Genomic DNA, 19,268 nt, shown 5'->3' on the forward strand with positions numbered 1-19,268 from the left:
TATAAATGAAACTTTGACTTAAGGAGCGATAAGACATGAACTATGAAGAACTAATCTTTAAATTAATCACTCAAAGTGGTGATGCTAAAAGTTTTGCTATGGAAGCTATTCAATTAGCTAAAAATAGGGATTTTGACAAGGCTAGAGATTGCTTAAATAATGCTTCAAAACAATTAGAATTAGCACATAGACAACAAACTGAATTAATTCATATGGAGGCACAAGGTAATAAAATAGAGGTGACTTTATTATTAATACATGCTCAAGATCATTTAATGAATGCTATTACAACTAAGGACTTGGCAAGTGAGATTGTAGATTTATATTTAGACCGTAAATAAGATTATAGAATCAATAGCCAATAAAGAAAAAACTATTATCTTATATAGGTAGTATTTATATAATATTAGATGGAATAAACTTTAGTATTGGAGTGTTTGTATGGCCACATTTCAAAATGAAATTACAATGGAATACTCAACTGAAGAGGTTTTTAAAGTTTTTAAGGAAACAGCTAAAAAAGATTTTCAAAGCTTTGATGAGGAAAATCCAATAGGAACCTTTGTAGAGCGTAAAGTGGGAGCCTATTCAGAGCGAAAAGGTAAAATGAAGGTACGGATCACAGATTATAAGATTAATAGTGTATACGAAATTACAAGTACAAAAGGTAGTGTAGTATATAAATCTAGATATGAATTTTACCCCTTATCTGAAAATACAACAAAGCTTTTATTAATAGAAAGTCAGTATACCACAGGTTTATTCAATAGGGCGAATGCGCTGGTTGCATCAATTGTATTTAAAGGAAGAATCAAAAAAAGATTTAAGTTTTTTATTAAGTGTTTAGAAGATCAGATTGAAAAAAATTGTATGCAATAAATAACTATTAGCGCCAGATATAATTTTAGGAGGTGATAATTTGGAACAAATAAAAAAAATAGGATTAAAGCTTGTAATAATCGGTGGAGGCTCTTCCTATACTCCCGAATTTATAGAAGGATTAATTAAACGTCATAAAGAGTTGCCTGTTAAAGAATTATGGTTAGTAGATATTGCAGATGGACAAGAAAAATTAAATATAGTAGGAAATCTTTCTAAAAGGATGGTTAAAGAAGCAGGAGTTCCTATAAACATTAATATTACATTGGATAGACAGAAAGCCCTAAAAGACGCAGACTTTGTTGCAACTCAAATTAGGGTAGGACTTTTACAAGCTAGAGCTAAGGATGAAGCAATGCCACTTTCTTATGAATTTATCGGTCAAGAAACTAATGGTGCTGGAGGGTTATTGAAAGGCTTAAGAACAGTTCCTGTAATATTAAATATTGCTAATGAAATGAGCGAATTATGTCCTAATGCATGGCTTATAAACTTTACAAATCCAACTGGAATGCTTACAGAAGCTTTGGCTAGATACTCGAAGCATAGAAAATTTATTGGTTTATGTAATGTGCCAATTGGAATGGAAAGAGGATTAGCTGATATTTTACAAATTGATTCTAGTAGAATACGAATTGATTTTGCAGGCTTAAATCATATGGTTTATGGATTTAATATATTTGTTGATGGGATTGATAAAACCAAAGAGGTTATTGATCAGTATATAAAAAAATCTGATAGTATTAATATGAAAAATATTACAGCAATGGAGTGGGATGCAGACTTTATTAAAGCACTTCAACTTATACCTTGCCCTTATCACAAATATTATTACAAGACAAGGGATATGTTAAATGATGAGCTTGAAAACTACAAGCTTGGCAAAACAAGGGCAGAAAAAGTTATGGAAACTGAAAAGGAATTATTTAACCTATATAAAGATGAAAGTTTAAAAGAAAAGCCAAAACAATTGGAAACAAGAGGAGGAGCTTACTATTCTGATGCAGCCTGTAACTTAATTTCATCTATTTATAATGATAAAGGAGATTTGCAAGTTGTAAATACCTTTAATCAAGGAACTCTTCAAGATTTCTCCTGGGATGAAATAGTAGAAATTACTTGTAAGATTACGAAGGATGGGCCTATCCCTCATAAATTTATAGATAAATTGCCTGTTTATGTATCTGGGCTAGTAAAGCAGATTAAACAATTTGAAATTTTAGGTGCAGAAGCAGCAGTAGAAGGCAATTATAATAAAGCATTACTTGCAATGATTACAAATCCTCTTATTTCTGATGATAATAAGGGACATAAGTTGTTAGATGAAATGCTAAGAGTTAATAAAAGATTTTTACCTAAATTTTTTGACGAATTTGATAATATTAAAAAGTAATTTTATTAATATAGCTAATCATAAAGTAGACAAGGGTGTGTTAAGGGTGAAATTAATAGTAAATGGGGACGACTTTGGTGTAACTAAAGGAGTAACCTTAGGCATACTAGATTGTATGGAGAATGGGATTGTAACAGAGACTACAGCTATGGTAAATGGCTTATACTTTGAAGAAGGTATTAAGGAAGCAGAAAATCGTGGCATAGATAAAATTGGTATACATCTTACTTTAACCTGGGGCAAACCTATTTTGCCTGCTAGAGAAGTATCTACTTTAGTTGATAATATTGGAAACTTCCATAGAAGTATAACTGAAAAAATAGAATATAACTATGAAGAAGTTAGAAATGAATTAAGGGCTCAAATTATAAAATTTAAAGAGTTTTTCAAAGAGCCTACCCATATAGACGGACATCATCATTTTTACGCATTTGATGAAGGGTTACTTGAAATAGTACTGGATTTAAGTAAAGAATTTAATATTCCGGCCAGATGCCCAGAGGATAAAATGAGAAGAAGCTACAATATTAAGGGAGTTAAGACTACAGAAGGTTTTACAGCAGAATTTTATAAGAATAATGCTACACTTAGTAAGCTTATGAATATAATTTCTCAGTATAAGCATTGTGAAACTTTAGAGTTAATGTGTCATCCAGCTTATATAGATGAAGATCTTTTTAAGGTAAGCACATATGTAGACTATAGAAAAAAAGAATATGAAATTTTAGTATCAGATACAATAAAAAACTTTATTAATCAGGCTAATATTCAACTTATTAGCTTTAATGATATATGAGCAAGGTTTAGGTTATTATGAATTATAAAATTAATATATAAATATAATTTTATAATTCAGCTTATACTACGAATAAGCTTACTATTTTCTTTTTAAGAAGGTAGTAAGCTTTATTTTGCCATTAATTCGATGCCTCATAATATTAAATACATTACTAATAACAATTTTAATGGGCATTCTGATATTCACTTTTATAATAGTACTCGTCATAAGAATGGATTAAAGGATATGGCCCATCGAAACAATGTATTGATTTCTGTTGGTAAAAAGTAAATATGTCAATTCTATTAATTATCTAATTATTACTTTTAATTTCTTTATAGTGTGGTATATAACCTAAAAAGACATTTAGGGGGGAAATTCTATGTACAATAACTATCGATTACCAATCGAGAAGCTTACTAGTCCATGTAATGTTGAAGACTTACAATTTGAAACTACAGCGAATTTAGACCCATTAAAGGGTATAATAGGACAAAAACGAGGTGCAGAGGCCCTAAGTTTTGGTCTTAAAATTAGGAAAAGAGGATATAACATTTATGTTGCAGGCATAAGTGGAACTGGCAGGAGTAGTTACACGAAATCTATTACAGAGGAGTTCGCAAGCCAGCTACCAATTCCATATGATTGGGTCTATGTTTATAATTTTAAAAATAGAAACTGTCCTAGTGCATTAAGTCTAGAGCCAGGCATAGGCATACAATTTAAAAATGATATCGAGGAAATGATTGAAAAGTTAAAGAAGATTATTCCAGAAACCTTTAAAGGGGTAGAATACGAAGTAAGAAAAAATGAAATTATGAAAGTTTTTCAGCAAAAAAATCAGGAAGTAATGCAAGAATTAAATGAAAAGGCGAAAGAATATGGATTTTATTTTACAGCTACAGAAAATGGACTAATGACTACACCTCTTAAGGACGGTATACCGATGAAACAAGAGGAGTATGAAGGTTTGTCTCCGGCTGAAATAGAGGACATTATGGAAATGTCTAATCAGTTAAATATAAATACAATTGAAATAATAGATAAATTTAGGATGTTAGAAGAGGAAGTTAGAAAAAAGATAAAACAATTAGATCAATATATATGCTATGACATTGTAAATTTTGACATTAATAAAATTTATAAAAAGTATGCTCAAAGAAAATCTACAGTTGAGTATATAAATAATCTTGAAAAAGATATTATAGAAAATATCGACAAGTTTAAAAGCTCTAATGAAGAAACTAAATCTTTAGGTCCTCTAGAAATTCCTATAAATCAGGAAGAAAATTTCTTTAATAGATATAAGATTAATCTATTTATAGACAATAGTGGGTTAAGTCATGCACCTATTATCGATGAATCTAACCCTACATTTAACAATTTGTTAGGAAGTATAGAATATAAAAATGAATTAGGAGTGCTTAAAACTGACTTTATGCAAATAAAGCCAGGAGCATTACATTTAGCTAATGGTGGGTTTTTAGTAATACACATAAAAGAGCTACTAAGTAATTCATTTTCTTGGGATATATTAAAAAGAGCTTTAAAGGCAGAAGAAGTCAATATAGAAAATTTAAATAAGCAGATGGGACATGTAGTTGCATCAACATTAAAGCCAGAACCGGTTCCACTCAATATAAAAATAATATTAATAGGCGATTATTATACCTATAGCGCTTTATATAGCTACGATGATGATTTTAGAAAGTTGTTTAAGGTTATGGCAGAATTTGATGTGGAAATGATTAAAAGTCAAGAAAATATTTATAAAATGGCAGAGTTTATAGCTGATCATTGCGAAAAGGAAGGACTAAAGCATTTTGACAAATGGGCAGTAGGAAGAGTAGTTGAATACAGCTCACGATTAGCTGACCATCAAGATAAGCTTACATCTAGGTTTAATCAAATAGTAGAAATACTATATGAATCAGACTTATGGGCTGAGGAGGATGGAGCTAGTATTATTAGCAAAAAACATATTGAAAAAGCTATAAGAGAAAAGATAAATCGTAGCAGTAAATATGAAGAAAAGCTTAGTGAAATGTTTGTGGATGGCAGTTTGTTAATTGACGTAGATGGTGAAAAAATTGGACAAATTAATGGTTTAGCTGTTATGGGTACAGGAGAATATAGTTTTGGAAAGCCTAGCAGAATAACAGTTGCAACATATAGTGGTGAAGAAGGAATTATAAATATAGAAAGAGAAGCCAAGCAGAGTGGAAATATACACGATAAAGGTGTATTTATACTAAGTGGCTATTTAGGAGAGAAATACGCAAAATTTGAGCCTATGGGGTTAACGGTAAGTATTGGCTTCGAACAAAATTATTCGATTATAGATGGTGATAGCGCATCGAGCACAGAATTATATGCTATTTTATCTAGCATATCCGAAGTTCCTATTAAACAATATATAGCAGTAACAGGTTCTGTTAATCAAAAAGGCGAAATACAGCCTATTGGTGGCGTCAATGAAAAGATAGAGGGCTTTTTTGAAATTTGCAAATTAAAGGGTTTAACTGGAGAACAAGGGGTTATGATCCCGAGTCAAAATATTAAAAATTTAATGCTTAAGGAAGAGGTTATAAATGCAGTAAAAAATAATGAATTCCATATTTATGCTATTAATACTATAGAACAAGGTATTGAAATTTTAACTGGCAAAAAGGCTGGAGTTTTAGGTGAATGTGGAGAGTATCCAGAGAATACTATAAATAATTTAATTATGAAAAAACTAAGAAAAATGACTAATATAGAAACAAGGGAAAGAAAGAACTAAAACAATAAAATTAAATTAAATGTAAAAAGGATAACCTTAGTCGTTATCCTTTTTACATTTAATAAACTGTTCTTCCGTAATTATGTACTGTACAGGTAAGTCGTATTGTGAGGTAGGTATTTTATCTATTAGTTGCATTTCAAAGGCTAGCGATATTATTGTTGTTTTTTCTGGTAATCTAGGAAGAAACCTATCATAATAGCCTCCACCATATCCTATACGGTACCCATTTTTGTCGAAGGCAACACCGGGGACAATAACTAAATCTAATATACTAGGCTCTACTGGTCTTAGAGCTTCTTCTTTAGGCTCCATAATTCCAAAATGCCCTACTACTAGATCATCTTCATAGCTTTTTAATTCTGACACAATTAAAGCCTTAGTTGCAGGCACTGTTACGGGAATAAAGACTCTTTTTCCACGATTTTGTAGGTCATCAATAATAGGCTTCATAGTAACTTCTTTTCCAAATGAAATATAAAGCATTACATTATTAGCATTCTTATAAAAATCTATCTTACTCAGTGTGTCCAGCATAGCAAGGCTTTTTTCTCTTACTATTTCATTAGAAAATGTATTTTTCCTTTGCAAAATATTTTTTCTAATTTCTTTTTTCAACTGTGTACCTCCTTTATTATAGTATTTATCTATATTATACCACTATTGTACCAAATTATTGGAAATGAATACAATTGAATTTAGTGATGAACTATTGTTATAATAATAAAAGGGAAGAAAATGTTGATTATTGTATGAAATTTGTTATAGGACTAAAGTCATTGTTTAATTTTATAAATTAAATTTGTTTTTTTTAGAAGGAAATTAGAGTTAAGTGTCGAAACACTAATTAGTTAGGCGGGAGTTGATATAATTGATCGAATTACAAAATGTAACTAAAACCTATTTAAAAGGAGTACAAGCTTTAACAAATATAAACTTAAAAATAGAAAAGGAAGATTTTATATTCCTTGTTGGTCCAAGTGGTGCTGGAAAATCGACCTTTATTAAACTACTTTTAAAGGAAGAGGATCCTACAGAAGGAAATATCATTATTAATGGTCAAGATGTAACTAAAATATCAAGACGTAAAATTCCATATCATAGACGTAGTATCGGAGTTGTATTCCAAGATTTTAGATTACTTCCAAATAAAACTGTTTATGAAAATGTCGCTTTTGCTATGCAAATTATAGAGGCTTCATCTAAGGAAATTAGAAGACAGGTACCGATGGTATTAGGAATGGTTGGATTAAGTGACAAGGCTTCATCTTATCCACATCAGTTATCTGGTGGAGAAAGACAGAGAGTTTCAATTGCTAGAGCTATTGTAAATAACCCCTCCATATTAATTGCAGATGAGCCGACAGGAAACTTAGACCCAGAAACAGCTTGGGAGATTATGAAGGTACTAAAACAAATAAATAGACGTGGTACAACTGTAGTTATGGCAACCCATGCAAGAGATATTGTAGATGTAATGCAACAACGTGTAATTGCCTTAGAAAAGGGCAGAGTTGTTCGTGATCAGCAAAGGGGGGCATACGACTATGAAGGGTAGAACTGTTAAATATATGTTTCGTCAAGGCTTTACAGGGCTTTGGCGTAATAGAGGAATGACTGTAGCATCTATCGGATCTGTGGCTGCATCATTAATAATATTAGGACTAGTCATTACTTTGGTATTAAATATTAGTAATGCTGCATACTTAGCTCAGATGCAATTCGACGAAATACAAGTGTACTTACAAAAAGATTTATCTGTTGAAGAGATAGATAGTGTAGGCAAACAAATAGAAAAAATACAAGGAATAGCAGAAATTACTTATGAGTCCAAAGAAATGGCTCTAGAAAAGTTTAAAGAAAGTTGGGGAGAACAGGGGTATTTATTAGAAAACTTAGAATCAAACCCTCTACCCAATTCTTATATAATCCAAGTTGAAAACCTTGAAACAGCAGATAATATTGTAAAAGAGTTAAAACCATTAGAGGGAATAGATGAAATTAAATATTATAAGGAAATAGTAGACCAACTACTAAAGGTAGCAAAGTTTATTAGAACAGTTGGATTAGTTATTATTTTAATTTTAATTTTAGTTGCAGTATTTATTATTTCAAATACAATAAAACTTACATTAAATGCTAGAAGACAGGAAATTGGAATAATGAAGTATGTTGGGGCAACTAACTGGTTTATCAGATGGCCATTCCTTATTGAAGGAATGCTATTAGGTTTTATTGGAGCAGCTTTATCCATAGTAGTTGTTTATTTTGGATACCAATATGCCTTTGAGGTTATTACTAGGTATTTTTATGTAATGTTTAGTACTTATATGATATCAGTTCGCGATATGATGGACAAAATAATGCTTATGTTTGGAGTATTGGGTACTGGGGTAGGTGCTTTAGGAAGTATATTTTCACTAAGAAGACATTTAAAAGTTTAAGTAAAGTATAATGGGGGGGCTATACAAATATGAAGAAAAAACATGGACTTGCTTTGGTGATTCTGTTTTCAATGACAACTACATCGCTATTCTCATTTGCAAATAATGCAACACAATATAAGAATCAATTAAAGCAAAATGAATCAAAACAAAAAAATATTACTACTGAACTAAAGAAAACGGTGAAAAAAGAAGGCGAAGTTGTAACCAAAATACAGTCACTAGAAGAAGAAATCAATAAGTCTGAATCAGAAATAGAATCGCTATATGGTAAAATATCAACAACTGAAGGTGAAATTAATAAAACAGTAAATAAGCTTACATCAGCAGAAGAAAAGATAGATGATAAACAAGATGTAATGGGTTCAAGATTGAATGTTATGTATAAAAATGGAACCATAGGTTATGCTGAGGTGCTGTTAAGCTCTAAAAGTATAACTGAGCTTTTGACAAATCTTGATATGGTAAAAAAGATAGTTAATCATGATGTTGAACTGCTAAAGGATATGAAAGAGCAAAGAGATATTATTGAAGAGCAAAAGATTAGTTTAGAAAATCAAAAGCGTCAATTAGTTAATTTAAAATCTAGCGTAGAGCAAAAAAAGAAAACACTTGTAGTTTCTAGAGGAGAGCAGGAGCGTCTTAGAGCTGATTTGGCTCAGGATAAGGTTGCTTTAGAAAAAATGTTAGATCAAACAAAAAAAGAAGCAGATGAAATTACTAATAAAATTAGAAGTCTTCAATCAAATGGAGCTTATGTGGGAGGACAATTACAGTGGCCTGTTCCAGGATATTCAACAGTATCGTCTCCTTTTGGAAATAGAATTCATCCTGTTTTAAAGACTAAGAAATTTCACTCTGGTATTGATATACCAGCGCCATCAGGCAGAGATGTAGTTGCAGCCGGTGATGGTAAGGTAGTGAGCTCTGGTGGTTTAGGTAGCTATGGAAAGGCTGTAATTATTGACCATGGTGGAGGAATTATGACTTTATATGCACATAATTCAAAACTATTGGTTCAAAATGGACAAACTGTAACAAAAGGTCAAAAGATTGCTCTTATAGGAAGTACAGGGTTATCTACAGGACCGCATTTGCATTTTGAAGTCCGTAAAGATGGACAATATACAAATCCAATTCCATATGTAAGAGGAAAATAAATGATAATAAAAATATCAAAGAAAGATTTATTTCTTTGATATTTTTTCCTTTATAGGTAACTATACTTTTGAAATTTCTTATAAGTTAAGGTATAATGTTGTATAATATACCATAAAATAAAAAGACAACGGCGGATTAATTCAAAGGGGAGAAGATAATATGATCAGTAAACGAAAAGCTATAATTGGAGCCCTATTAATTTTTATTTTAACCACTATTTTAAACTTTACGGTGGGAAGTTGGATAACATCGCCATTAGGATTTGGATATGCAATTCCAAAGGGTGAGTATAAACAATATGAAAAGTTTTTGGTGCTTAAGGATTATTTACAAAAAAACTATTATAAAGAGATTGATGAGGAAAAACTAGTTGAAGGTGCTATAAAAGGAATGTTTGAGAGTATAGGTGATCCATATACACAATATATGGATAGTAAGGAATTTGGAGACTTAATGACTAGAACTCAAGGAACCTATGGTGGTATTGGAGTAATTGTAACCCCAGGAGATGATGGATATGTAACTGTAGTATCTCCAATAGAAGATACACCAGGTGAAAAAGCAGGTCTTATTCCAGGAGATAGGATAGTAGCTGTTAATGGGGAGGCTATATCTGGAGATAAGCTTGATTATGCAGTAGAACTTATGAAGGGTAAGGCTGGAACTGAAGTAAAGCTTACAATTTTAAGAGATGGTAAAGATAAAACTTTTGATGTAAATATTGAAAGAGAAGAGATTCGTTTAAAAACAGTTCGTTCTGAAGTGATTGAGAATGATATTGGATATATTAGAATAACTATGTTTGATGAACAAACTGCACAAGATTTTAAAACACATTTAGATGGACTGAAAAAGAAAAATGTTAAAGGTATTGTACTTGACTTGAGAAATAATCCAGGAGGATTATTAGATCAATGTGTAGAAATCGCTGATATTATATTAGGAGAACAGGTAATTGTATACACAGAAGATCGTAACGGTAGTAGAAATGTGGAAAAATCTGATAAAAAACAATTAGAATTACCACTTACAGTTTTAGTAAACAAAGGTAGTGCTAGTGCTTCTGAAATTCTATCAGGAGCAATTAAGGATGGTAATAAGGGTAAGATTATAGGTACTACTACTTTTGGTAAAGGATTGGTACAACAGGTTAAACCTCTTTCTGATGGAACTGGATTTAAATTTACTATTTCTGAATACTTTACTCCAAATGGAACTAATATTCATGGTACTGGAATAGAGCCAGATATTGTTGTTGAGTTACCAGGTCAAGATGAAACTGAAACTACAGTAGAGGTCCAAGAGGACACACAATTAAAGAAAGCTATAGAAGTGCTTAAATCTGAAATTAAAAAATAAATAAAGAATAAAAAAATCCTCAAAATTTTGGGGATTTTTTTATTCTTCTATATCGTCCTCATCATTATCCTCATCCTGCTGTATAAATTCAATGTCAAGTTGTTCGTTTATAGGCGTAAGATTAAAAAATAAATAATAATCTTTGTAGGAGAATCTGCATGTATGACAAGTAAATAATTTGTAATTGTCCAGATTTTCTATAGTGACTTTATTAGAACCACATCTAGGACATAGAGATATATGATGATATTTTAAGAAAAATATATATAAAAATAGTGTAACTACCATAAAAATTAAAATTCTAGTCATAATGTACCTCCCTATTTAATTGGAGAGTTTGAAAAGTATATACTTTGGTATATTATATGAGGGAGTTATTTAAAATGACCGTATATTTTAAGTTTAATTGTATAACAGAGAAATAATATTGACATAGTTGTGGGGGAATAATATAATTGATATATCGAACAAACGTTTGTTAAGTATAAGTAAAATATTGCTAATACAGTGAAGATATTATGTTAACTTCTTATGATATAATAGTGATAATGAAAAATAGTGAGGAGATATATGTATGGAAGGGTTTCAAATTGTATCTGATTATCGTCCTACTGGAGATCAGCCTAAGGCTATAGAATCCTTATCTAATGGGATTATAGCAGGATCTAAACATCAAGTATTATTAGGGGTTACAGGATCAGGAAAAACCTTCACTATGGCAAATGTAATAGAGAAGGTTCAAAAACCAACCCTAGTAATTGCACACAATAAGACTTTGGCTGCTCAGCTTTGTAGTGAGTTTAAGGAATTTTTTCCAAACAATGCAGTAGAATATTTTGTGAGTTACTATGACTATTATCAACCAGAGGCCTATGTAGTTAACAGTGATACCTATATAGAAAAGGATGCCTCTATTAATGACGAAATTGACAAGTTGAGACATTCAGCCACTTCAGCCCTATTAGAAAGACGAGATGTTATTATAGTCGCTAGTGTATCATGTATTTATGGTTTAGGGGATCCAGAAGAATATAAGAAATTAGTAGTTTCTCTTAGGACAGGTATGGAAAAAAGTAGGGAAGAAGTTCTAAGACAACTAGTAGATATACAATATGAAAGAAACGATATTAACTTTATTCGTGGAACTTTTAGAGTAAGGGGAGATGTTGTAGAAATTTTTCCTGCTTCATCTTCAGAGAATGCCCTTCGGGTTGAATTTTTTGGTGATGAAATAGATCGAATTATTGAAGTAAATGCTTTGACTGGAGAAATAATTGGAGTAAGGCAACATGTCTCTATTTTTCCTGCGTCCCACTATGCTACAGGGGCAGATAAGGTAGAAATAGCTATAAAAGCAATTGAAAAAGAGCTAGAAGAAAGAGTTAAGGAGTTTAAAGCCGAGGAGAAGCTTATAGAGGCTCAAAGAATACAACAACGTACTATGTATGATATTGAAATGCTTAGGGAAGTAGGCTTTTGTCAAGGAATAGAAAACTATTCACGACACTTAACTGGTAGGCCTCCAGGAAGTAGGCCATATACTCTCATGGATTATTTTCCCGATGACTACTTAATTATTATAGATGAATCTCATGTTACAACTCCCCAGATTAGAGCAATGTATGGAGGAGACCGTTCAAGAAAGGATTCTTTAGTTAACTATGGCTTTAGACTACCATCAGCCTACGACAATAGACCCCTTAATTTTGAAGAATTTGAAGGACTAGTAAACCAAATTTTATATGTAAGTGCCACTCCAGGACCCTATGAAATGGAGAAAAATGATAATGTTATAGAGCAGGTAATAAGGCCTACAGGATTATTAGACCCAATAATTGAAGTTCGTCCTATTAAAGGACAAATTGATGATTTAGTTGGAGAGATAAAGAAAAGAATTAAAAAGGAACAAAGGGTACTTATTACTACATTGACGAAGAAGATGTCCGAGGATTTAACTGATTATTTAAAGGAAATTGATATTAAAGTAAACTATTTACATTCAGATGTGAAGACTATGGAGAGAATGGAGATAATTAGAGATCTTCGCTTAGGAAAATTTGATGTGTTAGTAGGAATTAACTTGTTAAGGGAAGGCCTAGATATACCTGAGGTATCTTTAGTAGCTATACTCGATGCGGATAAGGAAGGGTTTTTACGTTCTGAAACATCATTAATCCAAACTATCGGTAGAGCTGCTAGAAATGTAGAAGGTAGAGTTATTATGTATGCAGATAGAATAACTAGATCTATGAAAACAGCCATTGATGAGACGGAAAGAAGAAGAAAAATACAACAAGAGTATAATGAAGAACATAATATTGAGCCTAAGTCTATACAAAAAAGAGTTAGGGATGTTATTGAAGCAACTAAGGTTGCTGAGGAAGAGGTTAAATATGGTAAGGCATCAACAAATAAGACTCTATCACCGGAAGAATTAGAAGAACTAATTAAAGATCTTGAAGTTGAAATGATGCAGGCAGCTACAGATCTACAGTTTGAAAGAGCTGCTGAACTAAGAGATAAAATTCAAGTTTTAAAAGAACAGCAAGTATAGGAAGAAGGGATACAAATGGCAAGAGATAAGATTATTATAAGAGGAGCAAAGGAACATAATTTAAAAAATATTAATGTTGAAATACCTAGAGATAAATTCGTAGTTATAACAGGTCTTTCTGGTTCTGGAAAATCATCCTTGGCCTTTGATACAATCTATGCTGAAGGACAAAGAAGATATATGGAAAGTTTATCATCCTATGCAAGGCAATTTTTAGGACAAATGGAAAAGCCAGATGTGGAATATATAGAGGGGCTTTCGCCAGCTATTTCAATAGATCAAAAAACTACTAATAAAAACCCCCGTTCTACCGTTGGAACAGTTACAGAAATATATGATTATTTAAGACTATTATTTGCTAGAATAGGTACACCTCACTGTCCTGTATGTAATGTTGAAATTAGCCAGATGACAGTAGAACAAATAGTGGATAAGATTATGGAATTAGAGCCTGGTACAAAACTTCAGTTCTTAGCTCCTATTATTAGGGGAAAAAAGGGAGAGCATCAAAAAGTATTAGAGGAAATTAAAAAGGAAGGTTTTGTTAGGGTTCGTGTTGATGGAGAAGTAAAGGACATATACGAAGATATTAAGCTTACTAAAACAAAGAAGCACAATATTGAAGTAGTAGTAGATAGAATTGTTGTTAAAGAAGGGATAGAATCTAGGCTTGGAGATTCTATAGAAACTGTATTAAAGCTTAGTGAAGGATTAGTAGTTGTAGATATAATAGGTGGAGAGGAAATATTATTTTCTACAAAATTTGCATGTCCAGACCACGGCATAGGAGTAGAAGAACTGTCTCCAAGAATGTTTTCATTTAATAGTCCTTTTGGAGCATGTCCAGAATGTAATGGAATTGGATATATGAAAAAGGTAGATCCAGAGCTAATTATTCCAAATAAAAGCTTAAGTATTAGACAAGGTGCTATAGTACCTTGGAGTGGGTCAAGTAGCTCTGGCGATAATACCTATTATTTTAAAATGCTAGAAAGTATAGTTACTCAGTATGGTTATGACGTAGATACGCCAATAAGCGATTTTCCTAATGATCTTATAGAAGAAATACTTTATGGTACAGGTAAGAAAAAAGTAGAGTTTAGATACGAATCTAAATTTGGTGGAATTAGAGATTATTCTTCTGTATTTGAAGGGGTTATTCCTAATTTAACAAGACGATATAATGAAACTAATTCTGATTATATAAGGGATAAAATTGATGAATGTATGGCTGAAATTAAGTGTGGTACCTGTAAGGGAGCCAGACTTAAGGATGTAATTTTAGGAGTTACAGTGGCAAATAAAAATATTTCTGAGGTAACAGACCTTTCTGTAAAGGATGCAAAAATATTTTTTGATGAACTAGAATTAGATGAAAGAAAAACCTTTATTTCCAGACAAATATTAAAGGAAATTAAATCTAGATTGGACTTTTTAGTAGATGTAGGTTTAGATTATTTGACTTTATCTAGAAATGCAGGAACCTTATCAGGTGGAGAATCCCAGAGAATCCGCCTAGCTACTCAAATTGGTTCAAGTTTAGTTGGAGTATTATATATTTTAGACGAGCCAAGTATAGGACTACATCAAAGGGATAATGAAAAGTTATTAGGAGCATTAAGACATTTAACTGATGTAGGAAATACAGTAATTGTAGTAGAGCATGATGAGGATACTATGTTTATAGCAGACCATATTATTGATATCGGTCCTGGAGCAGGTATTCATGGTGGCAATGTAGTAGCAGAGGGAACTGTAGAAGAAATTATGGCATCGGAGGATTCCATTACAGGACAATATTTAAGTGGAAGAAAGGTAATACCAGTTCCTAAGGAAAGACGAAAACCTAATGGAAAATGGATAAAGATATTAGGCGCAAAGGAAAATAATTTAAAAAATCTTAATGTAGACATACCTTTAGCTGTATTCACTTGTGTTACTGGAGTCTCAGGTTCTGGTAAAAGTACTTTAATTAACGAAATACTGTATAAACGTATTGCACAGGATTTGAATCGTGCAAAATCAAAGCCAGGTGCACATAAGGATATAAAGGGAATAGAGTACATTGACAAGGTAATAGAAATAGATCAAAGTCCTATAGGAAGAACACCTCGATCTAATCCAGCTACTTACACTGGAGTCTTTGATGATATTCGTGATATATTTGCACAAACTACACAGGCAAAGATGAGAGGCTATCAAAAGGGAAGATTTAGCTTTAATGTAAAGGGTGGCAGATGTGAAGCTTGTAGTGGTGACGGTATTATAAAAATTGAGATGCACTTCCTTCCAGATGTGTATGTACCTTGTGAGGTATGTAAAGGAAAGCGATATAATAGAGAAACATTAGAAGCAAAATATAAAGGTAAAACAATTGCGGATGTTTTAGAAATGAATGTGGAAGAAGCACTTTTATTCTTTGAAAACATACCTAAGATACAAAGGAAAATGCAGACTCTATATGATGTAGGATTAGGATATATTAAATTAGGACAACCTTCTACCCAATTATCAGGTGGAGAGGCGCAGAGAATTAAATTAGCATCTGAATTAAGTAAAAGAAGTACAGGAAAAACACTGTATATTTTAGATGAACCTACTACAGGTCTTCATATTGCTGATATTGATAGATTAATAGAAGTATTGCAGAAGCTTGTAGATGGAGGAAATGCAGTTTTAGTTATAGAGCATAATTTAGATGTTATTAAGACAGCAGATTATGTCATAGATCTTGGTCCAGAAGGTGGAAGTGGTGGAGGACAAATTATTGCTAAAGGAACTCCAGAAGAGATTATAGATGTTAAATCCTCATATACAGGTAAGTTTTTAGAACCATTTCTTAGGACAAACGTAATGCGTTAGACCTATTTAGTGATTAAGGGGAGGTATTCCCATTAAAAATAACGAATATTATATTAAAATTATATTCGTTAGGAGATGAGAGGGAATGCTAGATAACTTTATACAGGTAGGTAAAACAATTAAAATGGAGATCGATTTAATTCCTGTTTTATCTTTCAAAGGGATAATCGAAAAATTAGAGAAGGACACTTTCATAGTTAAAATCCACGGACAGTATGCACAAAAGGAACCTCAAATTGTGAAATGTACTATCTCGAATAGTACTAAAACACGAGTCTGCATATTTGAAACTATAATAAGGAATGGAAATAATAATATGTTACTTTTAGATACTCCTAATAAAGAGAATATTAAAGTTACTCAAAGAAGAGAGTATATAAGAGTTCCGATAGATAAAGAGGTTAGTTGTTATTTAATAGAAATTAATGATAGAAGAATAGAAAGTGATAAGATATTTCCTGCTATAGTAAAGGATATTAGCGGTGGAGGTGTACTTTTAAATAGTACATTATCCTTTCCTATTGGCACAATATTGGTTTTTGAAATAGAATTAGATGATGTTAAATTCTTGCTAACTAGTAAGGTCTTAAGAAACCTAGAAAGTGATGAGGATGGAACTAGAAATCTAGGATGTCAATTTATTGGAATCGATAATGGATATCGCCAAAAGATTATAGCATACTGCAATAAGCAACAGCTGATTTTAAAAAGAAGAAGTGGAGTAATTGCATATACTTAAAGCCTATACCAAATGATTTGGTATAGGCTTTTTACAAGTGCTATTTATTTTAAAATGTAAACAACTATCCATAAATTATTTGGAAAGTGGTAAAATATAAGATATAGATATTGATTGCGATAACAGGAGGATTAAAATGTTTGACATAAAAGAAAAGCTTAAAACGCTACCAGATAAGCCAGGTGTATATATGATGAGGAATGAAAAACAGGAAATCATATATGTAGGAAAAGCTATATCTCTTAAAAATAGAGTAAGACAGTACTTTCAATCTTCTAAAAATCATCCTCCAAAGGTTAGGGCTATGGTATCCCATATTAATACATTTGAATATATTGTTACCGACACAGAGCTGGAAGCACTAATATTAGAGTGTAACTTGATAAAGGAAAATAGACCGAAATATAATGTCCTATTGAGAGACGATAAGACCTACCCTTATATAAAAGTAACTATAAATGAAGAATATCCTAGGGTAATTAAAACTAGAAAAGTTATTAAGGATAAAGCTAAGTACTTTGGTCCTTATACAAATATTGGAGCTTTAAACGAAACACTAGAGGTTATACATAACCTTTATCCTATTAGAACCTGTAGCAAAAATATTGAAAGAATGATTGAAAATAAAGAGAGGCCTTGTTTGAACTACCATATAAAAAAATGCATAGGGCCATGTACGGGATTGGTTAATAAGGAAGAGTACATGCATATAGTGCAAGAGATTATTATGTTTTTAGATGGTAAAGAGGATGAACTTATTCGTAAAATAGAGGAGAAAATGAAGGAAGCTGCCAGCGCAATGGACTTTGAAAAGGCGGCTAAATATAGAGATCAAGTAATAGCACTTAATAGTATTATAGAAAAACAAAAAATAGTTTCTACTAATGAACAAGATCAAGATGTTATTGCAATGGCTCAAGGAGAAAATGATAGTTGGATTCAAGTATTCTTTATACGTAAAGGTAAGCTTGTTAAAAGGGAACATTTTATATTGAAAAATACAGAGCAGGATAGCAAACAAGAAATTGTTTCCTCATTTTTAAAACAGTTTTACAGTGGAACAACATTTATACCTAAGGAAATACTAATAGAAGAGCATGTGGAAGACTTAGAAGTATTAGAGGAGTGGTTAACTAATAAAAGAGGAAATAGAGTTAATCTTAAAGTTCCGCAAAAGGGTGAAAAGAAAGAGCTCTTAGACATGGTTAAGAAAAATGCATTTATGACTATGGAACAGGCAACAACAATAAATCAGTTAGAAAAGGAGAGAACTGAAGATACATTACAGGAACTTGGAGACCTACTGTGTCTTGATGAAGCACCATATCGTATAGAATCCTATGATATTTCAAATATACAGGGTGTAGAATCTGTTGGTTCTATGGTTGTATTTGAGGGAGGAAAATCTAAAAATAGGGATTATAGGAGGTTTAAAATTAAAACAGTTAAAGGACCTAATGATTATGCTAGCTTAGAGGAAATAATTACTAGACGTTTTAAAAGAGGATTAGAGGAAACACAGGATATTATTAATCAATCTATAGAAATGACTGAAGGAAAGTTTGCCATATTTCCAGATTTAATAATGGTGGATGGTGGCTTTGGTCAAGTTACTAGTGTAAAGAAAGCTTTAGATTCTTTAAAACTGAGCATTCCTGTATGTGGTATGATAAAAGATGAAAGACATCGTACTAAGGGATTAGTTTATGAAGGCAAGGAAGTATATATTGAAAAAACTTCTAATCTTTTTAGATTAATAACTAAAATCCAAGATGAAGTTCATCGATTTGCTATTACTTATCATAGAAGTCTAAGAAAGAAAAATACGTTGAGCTCTATACTGGAAGAAATACCAGGGATAGGTGAAACTAGAAGAAAATCATTGATGGCACATTTTGAATCTATAGATAAAATAAGAAATGCAACAATTGAGGAATTGTTAGAAGTAAAGGGTATGAATAGACAAGTAGCAGAAAACATAATACAATTTTTTAAAAAATAACATAGATAATTTAATATCATTGATAAAAATATATCAATATATTTGTCGATTATTTCCATGCAATCGGTATAATAATTAATAAAAGCTGTAAAACATAATAAAGCAACAAGTCTACCCCATTGTTTAATACACTATATGACAATGGGGTATTTTAATACATACAACGCATGACAATGTTTTAACGATGCTATATAATTATGTTGTTTTATGAACTTCTTTAAGATATAATTTAAATATGTATTTTTTGAATATGCAGAAAATTCTGTAGTAGAAGAATATTGCTGATATAACATGTGATTTAATAATTAGCAAATT

General features: G+C 31.5%; 15 protein-coding genes. 13 read left to right on the forward strand and 2 right to left on the reverse strand.

Annotated elements, in window-relative coordinates; genetic code table 11:
• The first annotated feature begins 35 nt into the window (after positions 1-35).
• The 5 genes from KQI88_RS00990 to KQI88_RS01010 all read left to right on the forward strand — a co-directional run bounded on the left by KQI88_RS00990 (position 36) and on the right by KQI88_RS01010 (position 5,832).
• Positions 36-341, forward strand: a complete 306-nt coding sequence (locus KQI88_RS00990; protein WP_216414501.1) for a PTS lactose/cellobiose transporter subunit IIA — start codon at positions 36-38, stop codon at positions 339-341.
• A 100-nt stretch (positions 342-441) separates the two neighbouring features.
• Positions 442-879 (forward strand): DUF3284 domain-containing protein, encoded by a 438-nt coding sequence (locus KQI88_RS00995; protein ID WP_216414502.1) that lies wholly within the window; start codon positions 442-444, stop codon positions 877-879.
• A gap of 40 nt (positions 880-919) precedes the next feature.
• Positions 920-2,272: a 6-phospho-beta-glucosidase gene (locus KQI88_RS01000; RefSeq protein WP_246579072.1), complete on the forward strand. Its 1,353-nt coding sequence runs from the start codon at positions 920-922 to the stop codon at positions 2,270-2,272.
• Between the two features lie 46 nt (positions 2,273-2,318).
• A complete protein-coding gene (locus tag KQI88_RS01005) occupies positions 2,319-3,068 on the forward strand; it encodes a carbohydrate deacetylase (protein WP_216414503.1) in 750 nt (249 codons plus the stop codon).
• Positions 3,069-3,432: 364 nt separating this feature from the next.
• Positions 3,433-5,832, forward strand: coding sequence for a Lon protease family protein (locus KQI88_RS01010; protein WP_216414504.1), 2,400 nt, complete (start codon positions 3,433-3,435; stop codon positions 5,830-5,832).
• Between the two features lie 36 nt (positions 5,833-5,868).
• Here KQI88_RS01010 and KQI88_RS01015 read toward each other — a convergent pair whose 3' ends face one another.
• On the reverse strand, positions 5,869-6,450 hold the full coding sequence (locus tag KQI88_RS01015; RefSeq protein ID WP_216414505.1) for a 5-formyltetrahydrofolate cyclo-ligase: 582 nt from the start codon (positions 6,448-6,450) through the stop codon (positions 5,869-5,871).
• 253 nt (positions 6,451-6,703) lie between these two features.
• On the opposite strand from KQI88_RS01015, the gene ftsE reads away from it, so the two are divergent.
• The 4 genes from ftsE to KQI88_RS01035 all read left to right on the forward strand — a co-directional run bounded on the left by ftsE (position 6,704) and on the right by KQI88_RS01035 (position 10,796).
• Positions 6,704-7,390, forward strand: a complete 687-nt coding sequence (ftsE, locus tag KQI88_RS01020) for a cell division ATP-binding protein FtsE (RefSeq protein ID WP_216414506.1) — start codon at positions 6,704-6,706, stop codon at positions 7,388-7,390.
• On the forward strand, positions 7,380-8,276 hold the full coding sequence (ftsX, locus tag KQI88_RS01025; protein WP_216414507.1) for a permease-like cell division protein FtsX: 897 nt from the start codon (positions 7,380-7,382) through the stop codon (positions 8,274-8,276). Before ftsE ends, ftsX begins: the two co-directional genes overlap by 11 nt.
• A gap of 29 nt (positions 8,277-8,305) precedes the next feature.
• Entirely contained in the window at positions 8,306-9,436 is a 1,131-nt protein-coding gene (locus KQI88_RS01030) for a murein hydrolase activator EnvC family protein (RefSeq protein WP_216414508.1), read from the forward strand.
• A 160-nt stretch (positions 9,437-9,596) separates the two neighbouring features.
• Positions 9,597-10,796: a S41 family peptidase gene (locus tag KQI88_RS01035; RefSeq protein WP_216414509.1), complete on the forward strand. Its 1,200-nt coding sequence runs from the start codon at positions 9,597-9,599 to the stop codon at positions 10,794-10,796.
• A gap of 39 nt (positions 10,797-10,835) precedes the next feature.
• Here the strand turns inward: KQI88_RS01035 and KQI88_RS01040 are convergent, their stop codons facing one another.
• Positions 10,836-11,105: a hypothetical protein gene (locus KQI88_RS01040; protein WP_216414510.1), complete on the reverse strand. Its 270-nt coding sequence runs from the start codon at positions 11,103-11,105 to the stop codon at positions 10,836-10,838.
• Positions 11,106-11,370: 265 nt separating this feature from the next.
• Here KQI88_RS01040 and uvrB point away from each other — a divergent pair, with 265 nt between their 5' ends.
• The 4 genes from uvrB to uvrC all read left to right on the forward strand — a co-directional run bounded on the left by uvrB (position 11,371) and on the right by uvrC (position 18,953).
• Positions 11,371-13,350 (forward strand): excinuclease ABC subunit UvrB, encoded by a 1,980-nt coding sequence (gene uvrB, locus KQI88_RS01045; protein WP_216414511.1) that lies wholly within the window; start codon positions 11,371-11,373, stop codon positions 13,348-13,350.
• Between the two features lie 15 nt (positions 13,351-13,365).
• Positions 13,366-16,212 carry an excinuclease ABC subunit UvrA gene (uvrA, locus tag KQI88_RS01050; RefSeq protein WP_216414512.1) on the forward strand — a complete coding sequence of 949 codons (2,847 nt, stop codon included), beginning with the start codon at positions 13,366-13,368 and terminating at the stop codon, positions 16,210-16,212.
• An 85-nt stretch (positions 16,213-16,297) separates the two neighbouring features.
• Positions 16,298-16,951: a flagellar brake protein gene (locus tag KQI88_RS01055; RefSeq protein WP_216414513.1), complete on the forward strand. Its 654-nt coding sequence runs from the start codon at positions 16,298-16,300 to the stop codon at positions 16,949-16,951.
• A 136-nt stretch (positions 16,952-17,087) separates the two neighbouring features.
• Entirely contained in the window at positions 17,088-18,953 is a 1,866-nt protein-coding gene (gene uvrC / locus KQI88_RS01060) for an excinuclease ABC subunit UvrC (RefSeq protein ID WP_216414514.1), read from the forward strand.
• Positions 18,954-19,268 lie beyond the last annotated feature (315 nt).

The organism is Alkaliphilus flagellatus (assembly GCF_018919215.1).
In the GTDB taxonomy this organism is placed as follows: Bacteria; Bacillota; Clostridia; order Peptostreptococcales; family Natronincolaceae; genus Alkaliphilus_B; species Alkaliphilus_B flagellatus.